Source organism: Amycolatopsis eburnea (assembly GCF_003937945.1).
GTDB lineage: Bacteria > Actinomycetota > Actinomycetes > Mycobacteriales > Pseudonocardiaceae > Amycolatopsis > Amycolatopsis eburnea.
On sequence record NZ_RSEC01000032.1, the window covers coordinates 220,986 to 233,967 of the forward strand.

The 12,982-nt window shown below is 72.2% G+C and carries 11 protein-coding genes and 1 pseudogene; 7 read left to right on the forward strand and 5 right to left on the reverse strand.

What is annotated here, in order from left to right:
* Positions 1-6: 6 nt before the first annotated feature.
* Genes EIY87_RS08705 through EIY87_RS08715 form a run of 3 tightly spaced genes read left to right on the forward strand, consistent with a single transcriptional unit; the run spans position 7 to position 4,558 of the window.
* Positions 7-939 carry a glycosyltransferase family 2 protein gene (locus EIY87_RS08705; protein WP_191984016.1) on the forward strand — a complete coding sequence of 311 codons (933 nt, stop codon included), beginning with the start codon at positions 7-9 and terminating at the stop codon, positions 937-939.
* A gap of 30 nt (positions 940-969) precedes the next feature.
* Positions 970-3,480 carry a glycosyltransferase gene (locus EIY87_RS08710; protein ID WP_125307147.1) on the forward strand — a complete coding sequence of 837 codons (2,511 nt, stop codon included), beginning with the start codon at positions 970-972 and terminating at the stop codon, positions 3,478-3,480.
* Positions 3,473-4,558, forward strand: coding sequence for a glycosyltransferase family 4 protein (locus EIY87_RS08715; RefSeq protein ID WP_125307148.1), 1,086 nt, complete (start codon positions 3,473-3,475; stop codon positions 4,556-4,558). The genes EIY87_RS08710 and EIY87_RS08715 overlap by 8 nt, the downstream gene beginning before the upstream one ends.
* On the opposite strand, the pseudogene EIY87_RS08720 reads toward EIY87_RS08715, so the two are convergent.
* Positions 4,552-5,233, reverse strand: a pseudogene (locus tag EIY87_RS08720) (ABC transporter ATP-binding protein). The gene EIY87_RS08715 and the pseudogene EIY87_RS08720 sit on opposite strands and share 7 nt — an antisense overlap.
* 101 nt (positions 5,234-5,334) lie before the next feature.
* On the opposite strand from EIY87_RS08720, the gene EIY87_RS08725 reads away from it, so the two are divergent.
* Positions 5,335-5,832 carry a TetR/AcrR family transcriptional regulator gene (locus EIY87_RS08725; RefSeq protein WP_263855606.1) on the forward strand — a complete coding sequence of 166 codons (498 nt, stop codon included), beginning with the start codon at positions 5,335-5,337 and terminating at the stop codon, positions 5,830-5,832.
* On the opposite strand, the gene rfbD is transcribed toward EIY87_RS08725, so the two are convergent.
* Both rfbD and rfbB read right to left on the reverse strand, forming a co-directional pair.
* Positions 5,811-6,701 carry a dTDP-4-dehydrorhamnose reductase gene (rfbD, locus tag EIY87_RS08730; protein WP_125307150.1) on the reverse strand — a complete coding sequence of 297 codons (891 nt, stop codon included), beginning with the start codon at positions 6,699-6,701 and terminating at the stop codon, positions 5,811-5,813. The two genes, EIY87_RS08725 and rfbD, sit on opposite strands and share 22 nt — an antisense overlap.
* Before the next feature lie 10 nt (positions 6,702-6,711).
* Positions 6,712-7,701: a dTDP-glucose 4,6-dehydratase gene (gene rfbB, locus EIY87_RS08735; RefSeq protein ID WP_125307151.1), complete on the reverse strand. Its 990-nt coding sequence runs from the start codon at positions 7,699-7,701 to the stop codon at positions 6,712-6,714.
* Positions 7,702-7,838: 137 nt separating this feature from the next.
* Between rfbB and EIY87_RS08740 the strand changes: the two genes are divergently transcribed.
* Together EIY87_RS08740 and EIY87_RS08745 are read left to right on the forward strand one after the other, a co-directional pair.
* The gene (locus EIY87_RS08740) at positions 7,839-9,365 is read left to right on the forward strand and encodes an LCP family protein (protein WP_125307152.1); all 1,527 of its coding nucleotides are present in this window, start codon (positions 7,839-7,841) and stop codon (positions 9,363-9,365) included.
* 37 nt (positions 9,366-9,402) lie between these two features.
* Positions 9,403-10,665, forward strand: a complete 1,263-nt coding sequence (locus EIY87_RS08745; RefSeq protein WP_191984017.1) for an LCP family protein — start codon at positions 9,403-9,405, stop codon at positions 10,663-10,665.
* Positions 10,666-10,833: 168 nt separating this feature from the next.
* Here EIY87_RS08745 and EIY87_RS08750 read toward each other — a convergent pair whose 3' ends face one another.
* On the reverse strand, positions 10,834-11,670 hold the full coding sequence (locus EIY87_RS08750; protein ID WP_125307153.1) for an NAD(P)H-binding protein: 837 nt from the start codon (positions 11,668-11,670) through the stop codon (positions 10,834-10,836).
* Between the two features lie 108 nt (positions 11,671-11,778).
* On the opposite strand from EIY87_RS08750, the gene EIY87_RS08755 reads away from it, so the two are divergent.
* Positions 11,779-12,489 (forward strand): TIGR03089 family protein, encoded by a 711-nt coding sequence (locus EIY87_RS08755; protein WP_125307154.1) that lies wholly within the window; start codon positions 11,779-11,781, stop codon positions 12,487-12,489.
* Here EIY87_RS08755 and EIY87_RS08760 read toward each other — a convergent pair.
* Positions 12,486-12,923, reverse strand: coding sequence for a DoxX family protein (locus tag EIY87_RS08760; RefSeq protein ID WP_125307155.1), 438 nt, complete (start codon positions 12,921-12,923; stop codon positions 12,486-12,488). The two genes, EIY87_RS08755 and EIY87_RS08760, sit on opposite strands and share 4 nt — an antisense overlap.
* Between the last annotated feature and the right edge of the window lie 59 nt (positions 12,924-12,982).

Sequence of the window (12,982 nt, forward strand, 5' to 3'; positions counted from 1 at the left end):
GCTATTGTGCGGGACGTGACCGCGAATCCCGCCACCACGGTGGTCGTCGTGACCTGGCGGGGTGCCGGGCACGTCACCGCCTGCCTCGACGCGCTCGCCGCGCAGACGCGTCCACATCGGACGCTCGTGGTGGACAACGCCTCCGACGACGGCACCGCCGCCCTGCTCGAAGCCCATCCTTCGCGTCTGCAAGTAATTCGCCTGCCGCGCAACACCGGGTACGCGGGCGCCCTCGCCGTCGCGCTGAAGAAGGTCAGCACGCCGCTGATCGCCTGGCTGAACGACGACGCCGAGCCGGCGCCCGGCTGGCTCGCGACGCTGGAGGACACCCTCGGGAAAGCGCCGCTGGCCGCCGCGGCGACGTCGCTGCTCGTGCGGCCCGACGGCACCACCCAGTCCGCCGGGGTCCGGCTGACCGCCGACGGCCACGGCGCCGACCTCACCGAGCCCGCCGAAGAGGTGTTCGCCTTCTGCGGCGGCGCGGCCCTCCTGCGCACCGACGCGTTGAGGAGCGTGCACGGCGTCCCGGCGGGCTTCTTCTGCTACTACGAGGACACCGACACGGCGTGGCGGCTGCGGCTGGCGGGCTGGGACGTCGTCGCGGCGCCGGATGCCCGGGTCCGGCACGCCCACGGCGTCAGCAGCAAGCCCGGCTCGCCGCTGTTCCACCGCTGGAACGAGCGCAACCGGCTGCTCATGCTGCTGCGCTGCGCGCCCCGCGGCGTCGCGGTGAACCAGCTGGTCAGGTTCGCCGTGTTGACAGCGGTGCTGCCGCTGCGGGGCCGCCCGGCGGCGGCGAACTTCCGGTTCGGCCTGCGCTGCCGCGTCCTGGCCGAGGTGGCCGCGCGGCTACCAGCGACGTTGCTCGCCCGGCGCAAGATCGGCCGCGGTGCGGCGCTCGGCCGAGGCGCGGTCTGGGAGGCTTGGGCGGGCCTTTAAGCTGGCGCCCACCCGACGAAGGAGCAGGCTTTGGCGCAGGGGGAACCGCAACCGCTCGTCTCGGTGATCGTGGTGAACTACCACGGCGCCGACGACACGATCACCTGCCTGCGCGCGCTCGCCGAGCACGACTACCCCGAGCTCGAGCTGATCTGCGTCGACAACTCCTCCGGCGAGGGTGAGGCAGCCCGGATCCGCGAGGCTGTTCCCCAGGCGCAGGTGGTCGAGGCCGGGCGCAACACCGGCTTCGCGGGCGGCTGCAACCTCGGCGCGAAGCACGCGAAGGGCACTGTCCTCGGCTTCCTCAACAACGACGCCCGCCCGGCGCCCGGCTGGGTCGCCGCGGCCGTCGCCGAACTGCGCGCCCAGCCCCGCGTCGCCGCCGTGGCCAGCAAGGTCCTCGACTGGGACGGCACCGGCGCCGACTTCGTCGACGGCGGCCTGACCTGGTTCGGCATGGGCTACAAGCGCCACGCCGGCTCGCCGCTGGCCGACGTCCCGGCCGCCGAGCACGAAGTCGCGAAGGACGTCCTGTTCGGCACCGGCTCGGCGATGTTCGTGCGCTCTTCGGTGTTCGCCGAACTGGACGGCTTCGACGAGCGGTTCTTCATGTTCTACGAGGACGTCGACCTCGGCTGGCGGCTCAACCTGCGCGGCTGGCGCGTCCGGTACGTCCCGGAGTCGCTTACGTTCCACCGCCACCACGGCACGATGTCCACCGTCGACGCGCCGGAAACCGGCCGCGAGACCTTCCTCCTGGAGCGCAACGCCCTCGCCGCGCTCTACAAGAACCTCTCCGACGAGACCTTGGCGCGCGCGCTGCCCGCGGCGCTCGCGCTCGCCGTGCGCCGGGCGACCGCCCGCGGCGAGCTGGACGCGACCCAGCTCGACCTCGAACAGGGCGTCGGCCCGATCGAATCCGGTGACGTCGCCGTCCCGCGCACGACCCTGGCCGGGCTGCTGGCCATCGACCAGTTCGTCGAGCAGCTGCCGTCGCTCGCCGAATCGCGGAAGGCCGAGCAGGCCGCCCGCGTCCGCACCGACGCCGACCTGCTTCCGTTGCTGCGCAAGGCGTTGGAGCCCGCCTACCCGCTGCCGCGCTACCTCGCCGCGCACGACATCCTCGTCGAGGCGTTCGGCATCGAAAAGGCGTTCGGGCAGCGGCGCAAGATCCTCGTGATCACCGGCGACGCGCTCACCGAGCGGATGGCGGGCCCGGCGATCCGCGCCTGGAACATCGCGCTGGCGCTGGCCGCGGAGCACGACGTCCACCTCGTCACGACGAACCCGCTCGCCACGCCGCCGCCCGCGCCGTTCCGCGTCAGCGCCGGCAAGCACCGCGAGCTGGACGCACCGATCGGCTGGGCCGACGTCGTCGTCCTGCAGGGGCACGTGCTCGAACTCGCGCCGACGCTGAAGAAGCAGCACCGCGGCAAGATCGTCGTCGCCGACCTCTACGACCCGATGCACCTCGAACTGCTGGAGCAGGGCAAGGGCGTCGCGGACGACCAGCGCGCGGCCGACCTCGCGGGCGTCACCCGCGTCCTCGACGCGCAGCTCGAGCGCGGCGACTTCTTCCTCTGCGCGTCCGAGCGGCAGCGGCACTTCTGGCTCGGGCACCTCGCCGCGCTGGGCCGGCTTTCGCCGCGGCTCTACGACGCGGACCCGACAACGCAGTCGCTGCTCGCGGTCGTCCCCTTCGGACTGTCGCCGGAACCGCCGGTGCGCACCGGGCCGGGCCTGCGCTCGTCGCTGGGCATCGGCGGCACCGACCACGTCGTGCTGTGGGCGGGCGGGGTGTACAGCTGGTTCGACCCGCTGACCCTGGTCCGCGCGATCGACGAGCTGCGCCGCCGCCGCGGCGACGTCCGGCTGGTGTTCCTCGGGATGAAGCACCCGAACCCCGAGGTCGCCGAGATGGACATCGGCACCCGGACGATCCGGCTCGCGGATTCGCTGGGGCTGACCGGCAAGCACGTCTACTTCAACGAGCAGTGGGTGCCCTACCACGAGCGCCAGAACTGGCTGCTCGACGCGAACTGCGGCGTGACGACGCACTACGAGCACGTCGAGACCACGTTCGCGTTCCGCACCCGTGTCCTGGACTACCTGTGGGCCGGGCTGCCGATCGTCACCACCGACGGCGACGCCTTCGCCGACCTGGTGCGGGCGGAGAAGCTCGGCGTCGTCGTCCCGGCCGAAGACGCTTCCGCGCTGGCGGACGCGCTCGAAAAGGCGTTGTACGACGAGGAGTTCGCCGCGGCCTGCGTCGAGCGGATCGCCGTCGTCGCGCAGCGGTTCGCCTGGCCGGAAGCGCTCAAGCCGCTGGTGGAGTTCTGCCGCGACCCGCGCCCGGCGGCCGACCGGCTGCCCGGGTCGGCCGACCTGGTGAAGACGCCGGCGGTGCGCGGGCGGGCGCTGCTGCGCCGGGACGTCGAACTCGTCCGCGAATACCTGGCCGCGGGCGGTGCCGGCGAGCTGGCCCGGCGCGCGGGCGGCCGGGTGCTGAAGGTCGCGAAGCAGCGGTTGCGCCGTGGCTAGGTCACTCCGCGTCCTCCTCGACGGCACCCCGCTCCTCGGCGCCCGCACCGGGATCGGCCGGTACACGGCCGCGCTGAGCGAAGAACTGATCTCGATCCCCGAGGTGGACACGCGTGCGGTGGCGTTCACCCTGCGCGGCTGGCGGCGCCTGCGGCACGTGCTCCCCTACGGCGCCCGCGCCCGCGGGATGCCGGTGGCGGCGCGGCTGCTGCGGATGGCGTGGCTGCGTTCGGACTTCCCGCCGGTGGAGCTGTTCGCCGGCCCGACCGACGTCGTGCACGGCACGAACTTCGTGCTGCCGGGCCGGTTCCGGGCGGCGGGCGTGGTGACCATCCACGATCTGGCCTTTTTGGACAATCCGGCGGAGCTGGCGCCGAGCGACCGCGACCTCCCGGAACTGGTCCGCCGCGGCGCCCGCCGGGCGAACGTGATCTGCACCCCGACGGCGGCGGTCGCGGACGCGGTGGCCGAACGCCTCGACGTCTCCCGCGAGAAGATCGTGGTGACCCCGCTGGGCGTGAACCCGGCGTGGTTCACCGCGCGTCCCCCGGACGACGAGCGCCGCGCCCGCCTCGGCCTGCCCGCGCGCTACCTGCTGTTCGCGGGCGCCGCCGGCCCGCGCAAGGGCCTGGACTGGCTGACCCGCGCCCACGACGCGGCCCCGGACCTCCCGGACCTGGTGTTCGCCGGCCCCGGCCCGTTCCCGCACGGCCCCCGGCGCACCCAGACGGGCTATCTGTCCGATGTGGACCTGCGCACGGTGGTCGCGGGCGCGTCGGCGGTGGTGCTGCCGTCCCGCGACGAGGGTTTCGGCCTGCCGGTGCTGGAGGCGATGGCCTCGGACGTCCCGGTGGTCTGCACGGACATCCCGGCCCTGCGCGAGGTCGCGGGCGACTGCGCGAGCCTGGTGCCGTACGGCGACGTGGACAGCCTGGCTGACGCATTGCGGACGGCGGTGACCGACCCGCACGCGGTGGCGACGTCGGCGGCCCGACGCACGCACGCGGCCAACTTCACGTGGCGCACGTGCGCGGAACTGACGGTGGGCGCGTACCGCCTGGCCTCCGGCCGTCACTGACCTTTGTAGACGGAAAGCACTTCGCGAAGTCCGCCGCTCGCACGGATCCGGCCTTCGTCCATCCACACGGCGTCGGTGCACAGTTCCCCGAGCAGTTCGTCCGAGTGCGAAGCGAACACGAGGATCCCGGAGCGGCGGGCGAGGTCGACCAGGCGCTCGCGGGCCTTGGCGAGGAAGGCCGCGTCGATCGCGCCGAGACCTTCGTCGAGGATGAGGATCTCGGGGTCGATGGTGGTGACGACGCCGAGCGCGAGCCGCACGCGCGGTTCGCTGAACTCCGCGATGTCGTCGACCCGCTTCCCCAGCTGCGCACGGCTCATGCCGAGCAACAGGCCCCGGATCCGGATGTTCTCGCGGCCGGAGACCTCGGGGTCGAGGCCGACGCCGAGGTCGAAGACCGGCGCGATCCGCCCGGCGACGCGGGTGTGCCCGCGCGTCGGCTCGTAGCTGCCGGCGGGCAGCCGCAAGAGGGGGACTTGCCGGTGCCGTTGCCCGACGCGGTCCCCGTCGTCGAGGGGACAGCGTGATGTCCTGCAGTGCTTCGATGATCGGCGTCTTCGCGCCGGTGCCGATCTTCCCGCCGACCTTGCCGAGCACCCGTTTCTTCAGCGACCGGGTCTTGGCGTCGAAGATCGGGAAGTCGACGTAGGCGTTCCGCACCTCGATGCTCACCACTGCTGCCACCCCTCCACGTCTCGAAGGCGAGCGCAAGTCAACCGCCCCAGCAGGCGCGCAGCCGGGCGTCCCTGGAGAAGGTCCTGGCCGCTGCCGAACACGTGCTGGCCCACCACGGGCACGAGGACTTCACCCTCGGCGCGGTCGCCGAGCAGGCGGGCTTGTCGGTGGGCGCGATCTACCGCCGCTTCACCGGCAAGGACCAGCTCCTCTACGCCGTGAAGGACCAGCTGCTCACCCGGCTGGAAACGAACGTCGCCGAAGCACTCGCCGGGTCAGGACCGCACGACGTCGTCGCCGCCTTCACACGGGCCCTGGCGGACACCTTCGCCACCCACGACCGGATCTTCCCCGAGCTGCTCGACGGCCAGCGCGCGGACGGCCGCGAGCGCGGACTCCAAGCCCTGGCAGCGATCCAACGCGCCTTCGTCGAAGCCGCGGGCGACAGCCAGGCCGTCCGGATGACCGCCCGGACCGTCATCGGCGCCTGCGTGCACCGCGCCGCCACCTGCCGCTACTGGCCCGACGGCCTGGACTGGACCACGTGGGCCGCCGAGACGACCGAACTCGCGCTCGCCTACTTGGCGGCCGCGAAGTAGGCGTCCAGCGCCTCTTCCCACGGCCGCATCGGCGTCAGCCACGCCGCTTTCCACGAAGCCGGTGACAGCACCGAGTACGCCGGTCGCGCGGCCGGGCGCGGGAACTCCTCCGTCGTGCACGGGTGGACCCGCGCGGGATCCGCGCCCAGCCGCGTGAAAACCGCGCGGGCGAAGCCGCACCAGCTCGTCGAACCGGCGTTCGTGCAGTGCAGGATCCGCGCTTCCGGCCCGTCCCCGCCCGCCACCCGGGAAGCCAGCTCCAGCAACCCCGCCGCCAGGTCGGCCGTCCACGTGGGACCGCCCACCTGATCGTCCACAACGGACAGCGTGTCCCGCGAAGCTTCCAGCGATGCCATGGTCTTCACGAAGTTCGACCCGGACTTCCCGTACAGCCACCCGGTCCGGACCACCCACGACGCCGCCCCGGACCCGAGCACCGCGTCCTCGCCCGCCGCCTTCGTGCGGCCGTACGCCGAACGCGGGCCCAGCTCGTCGGAAGGCTCGTACGGCGCCGAAGCGTCGCCCGAGAACACGTAGTCCGTCGACACGTGGATAAGCGGCACGCGCCGGGCCGCGCACGCCGCCGCCAGCACCCGCGGCCCGTCCGCGTTCACCGCGAAAGCGCGTTCTTCGTCCTTCTCCGCCGCGTCGACCGCCGTGTACGCCGCCGCGTTGACGACCACCGGCGCCGAACCCGTTTCCCGCGCGCGGTCGGCCAAGGCGCCGACCGCCGCGAGGACCTGGCCCGTCGCCGTCACGTCGAGGTCCGCGGACCCCGGCGCCACGACGTCCACCGCAGGGGACGCCAGCGCGGCGAGATCCCGGCCGAGCTGCCCGGAACCACCGGGCACGAGCACCGTCAGCCGCACAGGAAAGTCCTCACTTCTTCAGCGCGGCCCGCTCCGCCAGGGGCTCCCACCACGCGCGATTGTCCGTGTACCAGGCCACTGTCGCGGCCAGACCGTCCTCGAAGGACACGCGCGGAGCGTACCCCAGCTCCCGGTTGATCTTCGTGATGTCCACCGAGTACCGGCGGTCGTGGCCCTTGCGGTCTTCGACTGGTTCGACGCTGTCCCAGCCGGCGCCCACCGCGGCCAGCAGCCGCTCCGTCAGCTCGCGGTTGGTCAGCTCGGTGCCGCCGCCGATGTTGTAGATCTCGCCGGGCCGCCCGCCCTCGGCGACCAGCTGGATGCCCTGGCAGTGGTCGTCCACGTGCAGCCAGTCACGGACGTTCAGCCCGTCGCCGTAGAGCGGCACCTTCCGCCCGTCCAGCAGGTTGGTGACGAACAGGGGGATGACCTTCTCCGGGAACTGGTACGGACCGTAGTTGTTGGAACACCGCGTGACGCAGACCGGCAGCCCGTGCGTGCGGAAGAACGACCGCGCCACCAGGTCGGACGACGCCTTCGACGCCGAGTACGGCGAATTCGGCTCCAGCACGTGGTCTTCGGTCCACGAGCCTTCCGCGATCGAGCCGTACACCTCGTCGGTGGACACGTGCACGAACTTGCCGACGCCCGCCTCGACGGCCGCCTGCAGCAGGTTCTGGGTGCCGAGCACGTTCGTCAGCACGAAGTCGGCGGAGCCGAGGATCGAGCGGTCCACATGGGACTCCGCGGCGAAGTGCACGACCAGGTCCACGCCCCGCATGACGTCGGTGACCAGCGCGGTGTCGCAGATGTCGCCGCGGACGAAGCGCAGCCGCGGGTCGGCGGCGACCGGGGCCAGGTTGGCCTCGTTGCCGGCGTAGGTGAGCTTGTCCAGCACCACCACCTCGGCGTCACGCAGCGCCGGGTAGGCGCCGGTGAGCACCTGCCGGACGTAGTGCGACCCGATGAAGCCCGCACCACCGGTGACCAGGACCCGCATAACCCCGCCTTTCCTCGCGCCCCGGACGGGGCAATCCGCCCCCAGCCTACGGAGGTCCCACAACACCCTCAGTAGAGTCTCACTGGAGGCACACTGGTGCCCTGGGGGAAGCACGGGGTTCACAGGGGAGGAAGCGCGTGACCGAATGGCCTGCGCCGCCGGTCCCGGCGCGTCGTGGCAGCGGCGCCGCCCTCTTCGCGCGGCGTGGCGGCAAGGTCGTCGTGACGCTGCTGTCCGTCGCGATCCTGGTCGTGACCTGGTACGGCTGGCACTTCATCGGTGACCCGAACAGCGGCCTGACCACCACGAACGTCTTCGCCGACACCGAGGCGCACGCCAAGCCGCTCGACGGCGCGATCGACATCCTCCTGGTCGGCCAGGACAGCCGCACCGACGCGCAGGGCAACCCGCTGCCCCGCGAGGTGCTGGACATGCTGCACGCCGGCGTCTCCGACGGCGAGCTGAACACCGACACAATGATCCTCGTGCACATCCCCCAGAACGGGAAGCACGCGATCGCGATCTCGTTCCCCCGCGACTCCTGGGTGGAGCTGGCCGGCGGCTACGGCAAGCACAAACTCAACAGCGCCTTCGTCTACGCGTACACGGACACTTACAAAACGTTGCAGCGCCAGGGTGTGACCGACCTGAAGCAGGCCGACGCGGAAGCGAAGGTCGCCGGGCGGAAGAACCTGATCGCGACGATCGAGAAGTTCATCGGCAAGCCGGGCATGATCGACCGCTACGCCGAGGTCAACCTGGCGAGCTTCTACGAGATCACCAAGTCGATCGGCGGCGTCGAGGTCTGCCTCAACGGGCCGGTCAAGGAAGTGAAGTCCGGCGTGGACCTGCCGGGCGGGCGCCAGACGATCGAAGGCGTGCAGGCGCTCGCGTTCGTCCGCCAGCGCTACGGCCTGCCCAACTACGACCTCGACCGGATCGCGCGCCAGCAGGCGTTCCTGTCCGGCCTGGCCCGCAAGGTCATCTCCACCGACGTGCTGACCAGCCCGGGCAAGATCGCCGACCTCGTGGCGGCGGTCAAGAAGTCCGTCGTGCTCTCGCAGGGCTGGGACCTGACCGAGTTCGCCGAGCAGATGCGCGGCCTGACCGGCGGGAACATCGAGTTCCACACCATCCCGACGCTGGGCAACGCGGTGATCGGCGGCGCGGACGTGCTCCGCGTCGACCAGCCGTCGGTGGCGGCGGAGGTCGCGCGGCTGACGTCGGACGGCGACACCCCGGCGGCGCCGACGTCGACGCAGCTGCCGGGCGCGAAGGCCGTCACGGTGGAGCTGTTCGACGGCACGGGCGCGGCGACGCTGGCCGGCCAGACGCACGCGATGCTGCAGAGCAAGGGCTTCACCCTCGCCGCGGACCAGAAGCTGAGCACCCGCAACACCACGATCGTCCGGTACAACCCGGCCGACGACACGGCGCTGGCGCTGGTCAAGCAGGCGCTGGGCACGGCGGTCCAGGCCGAGCCGGACCGCGACGTCACGGCCGGGCACGTGCGCGTGCTGCTCGGCAAGGACTTCCGGAACTCGGCGGCCGCCCCGGGTGGCGCGCCGACGTCCACGGCCGCGAAGCCGCCGTCGTCCACTGCGACGCCCACCACCCCCGCCGCGCCGCCGATCACGGCGGGCGACGTCCCCTGTGTCAACTAGACTGCGTACGCAGGGTGGCCGGGGGAGGTAGTCCAGGGTGGAAGACGAGCAGGAAAAGCCGGATGCGGCCGCCGAGCCGGTGACGGAGAGCGACGACTGGAAGCCGTCGCCGTTTCCGCGGGCGGCTCCCGTCGCGACGCCGTCGCGCGCGCGAAAAGCCGGCCGCGTGACCCGCCGGGTCGCGCTCGGCCTGGTGTCGCTGCTCGCGCTCGGCGCCAGCGGATACGCGTACGTGACGAAGGACCAGCTGCAGAGCACGGTCCCGACGACCGACGCGCTGACCCCGCGCGCCGGCGAGCCCGCCCCGCCCCCGGCGGACGACGGCGCGGACGACATCCTCCTGGTCGGCAGCGACGCGCGCACGGACGCCCAGGGCAACCCGCTCCCGGCGCGGCTGCTGCGGCAGCTGCGCACGGAAGCCAACAACGGCGCGGTGAACACCGACACGGTGATCGTGCTGCGGGTGCCGAAGAACGGCGGAAAGCCGTCCGCCGTTTCGATCCCGCGCGACACGTGGACCGACATCCCCGGGCGCGGCCCGGGGAAGATCAACTCGGCGTACGGCATCGCGAAGGCGCACTACGCGCAGGAGCTGCGCGGGCAGGGCGAGCGCGACCAGGCGAAGATCGAGCGCGATTCGGACACCGAGGGCCGCCGGGTGCTGGTGCAGGCGGTCCAGGACCTGACGCAGGTGCGGATCGACCACTACGCCGAGGTCAACCTGCTGGGCTTCTACCTGCTGACCGAGGCGCTCGGCGGCGTGAAGGTCTGCCTGAACCACGCGACCGAGGACAAGGACTCGGGCGCGAACTTCCGCCGCGGCGAGCAAACGGTGTCGGGCGGCGAGGCATTGTCGTTCGTCCGCCAGCGCAAGAACCTCCCGCGCGGCGACCTGGACCGGATCGTGCGCCAGCAGGCGTTCCTGTCCTCGGCCCTGCACCAGGTGCTGTCGGCCGGGACGCTCACCAGCCCCGGGACGCTGAACGGCCTGATGGACGCGGTGCACCGCGCGCTGACCATCGACCCGGGGCTCGACCTGCTGCAGTTCGCGCAGCAGGCGAAGGGGATCGCGTCGGGCGACCTGGCGTTCGCGACGATCCCGGTGATCACCGCGAACGGGCGGAGCGCGGACGGCCAGAGCATCGTGGAGGTCGACCCGAAGGCGGTCCGGGAGTACGTGGCCGGCCTGGCGGGCCGCACCGCGACCCCGCCCCCGGCCGGCGGCGGCTCGGGCAGCGGCGCCGCCCCCGCCGCGGCACCGCTGCCCCAAGCCACCCCCGGCGTCCCCTGCGTCAACTGACCCCCGCGCACTTTCACGTGAAAGTGCGGCCGCCTCACACCAACCTCACGCCACTTTCCCTACGAAAGTGCGGCCACCTCACACGAACCTCACGCCGCACTTTCACGTGAAAGTGCGGCCGCCTCACGCGGAATTCACGCGTCGCTTTTACGTGAAAGCGACGCGTCGTCAGGCGAAGTCGGTGTGGTGGTCCTCCGCCCATTGGCGGAACGTCCGGGGCGCGTGGCCCGTCACCTTGTGGACCACGTCCGTCACCGGCGACGGCTCCCGCAACGTCCGCGCCCACACCCGCAAGACGTCCGGCGGCACCTCCGGCGGCCAGCCCAGGGCGACCATCCGCTCGGCCGCCTGCTCCGGCGTCAGCTCCTCGACCGGCAACGGCCGCCCGAGGACGTCCGCCAGCACCGCCGCCTGCTCGCGGAACGAGATCGGCTCCGGGCCGGTCAGCGCGAGCGACTGCCCGGCGTGCGAGCCGTCGATCAGGACGCGGGCCGCCACGGCCGCGATGTCGCGCTCGTGGATGGCGCCGATCCGCGAGTCCGGGTACGCCGTGCGGACCACGCCCTCCCGGATGTCCGCGCGCCAGCCCAGGGTGTTCGTCGCGAACGCGCCCGGGTGCAGCACCGTCGAGGCGAACGACGCCGCCGCCAACGCCTCCTCCGCGGCGTGGTGCAGCCGCGCGATCCGGCTCTGCGCCGACTCCGGTTCGAGCGTCGCCGCGGACGACAGCAGCACCACGTGCCGCACCCCCGCCGCCTCGGCCGCCTTCGCGAACCCTTCGGTGCCCTGCGGGCGCGTGTAGAGGAAGACCGCCGAAACGCCGTCGAGCGCGGCGTCCAAGGTGGACGCGTCCTCGAGGTCCGCGCTCACCTTCGCGACGCCGTCCGGGACGTCGAGCGTCGTCGCGTCACGGCTCGCCGCGCGGACGTCCTGACCTGCGGAAACGAGTTCTTCCAGCACCGCTCGCCCGACGTTGCCGCGGGCTCCGGTGACGAGAATGGTCATGGCTGTTCCCCAGTTCCGAGATAGCTTTGCTTGCAAAACAAAGCTACTCAGCCCGGCGATCCGGTGTCAACCGGCGCGGCCCCTGGTCCGCGCTTTAGCCTTGTCCGCATGAGCCTGACCGACGAGCTGCTGCGCCCGCTGCTGGCCTCGCCCGCCCGACCGCTGATCACCCACTACGACGACCAGCTCGGCAGCCGCGTCGAGCTGTCCGTGGCGACGACCGCCAACTGGGCGGCGAAGACGGCCAACTGGCTGACCGAGGAGTTCGACGTCGAGCCGGGCGACGCGGTGGCCGTGCAGCTCCCGGCGCACTGGCAGACCGTGGGCGTGCTGCTCGGGGCGTGGTGGTGCGGGGCGCGCGTGGTCACCGAGGGCGCCGGCGCGCGGGTGGCGTTCGTCGGGCCGGACGACCCGGAGCCGACCGGCGCGACCGCGACCGCCGTCGTCACACTCGACCCGATGGGCCGCGGCCTCGCCGAACCGCCCGGCGGCGGCGCGTTCGACTACCTGACGGAGTCCCGGATGGCGGGCGACCAGTACAGCCCGCTCTTCCCGATCCCCGGCGACACGGCGGCGCTGTTCGAATCCACTGTGGACGAAGTGCTGGCCGAAGCCCGCGCCCGCGCGGCGAAACTGGGCCTCACCCCGGACGACCGGGTACTGTCCACAAAGGAGTGGGACGGGCCGGAGGGCATCCTCGACGGCCTCTTGGTCCCCCTCGCCGCCGGCGCCCACCTGGTCCACGTCAGCAACGCGGACGAGGCGAAACTGGGTGCCCGCCGTGATGCGGAGCGCACCACGGCGGACCTCCCGGCCTAGGCGTTCTGCAGTTCCCCGGCTTCGACGCGGCGGGCGCGCTTGCGGCCCCACAGCAGGTGGTCCAGCGAAAGCCGCCCGCCGTTGAAGCCGAGGGCGAGCCCGGCCAGCGCCAGCACGAAGACGAGTTCGTAGCCGCCCTGCCCGGTCAGGCCGTTGTCGATGTGCACCGAGAGCAGCGCGCCGACCGAGATCACGACGTACCCGATGCCGACCAGCGGCAGCAGGAACCCGGCGATGAACGCGATCGAGCCGAGGATTTCGACGGTCATCGCGAAGATCGCCGCGGCCGTGGGCAGCGGGATGCCGGTCATTTCGAAGAACTTCGCCGTGCCGTCGATGCCGTTGTTCCACTTCTGGAGGCCGTGCGCGAGGAAGACGACCGCGACGCCGATCCTCCCCAGCAACAGGGCCACGTCCTTGAATCGTCCGAACATCGGTTTCAGCTCCCCGGTGGGTGAATTTTCAACTGACCCGCCCCAAGCTAGAGGTCCGA

Coding starts and splice junctions, on each gene's coding strand:
- EIY87_RS08755 (WP_125307154.1), top strand. CDS start 11,779: ATGAGCCTGACCGACGAGCTGCTGCGCCCGCTGCTGGCCTCGCCCGCC.
- rfbB (WP_125307151.1), bottom strand. CDS start 7,701: ATGCGGGTCCTGGTCACCGGTGGTGCGGGCTTCATCGGGTCGCACTAC.
- EIY87_RS08760 (WP_125307155.1), bottom strand. CDS start 12,923: ATGTTCGGACGATTCAAGGACGTGGCCCTGTTGCTGGGGAGGATCGGC.
- EIY87_RS08750 (WP_125307153.1), bottom strand. CDS start 11,670: ATGACCATTCTCGTCACCGGAGCCCGCGGCAACGTCGGGCGAGCGGTG.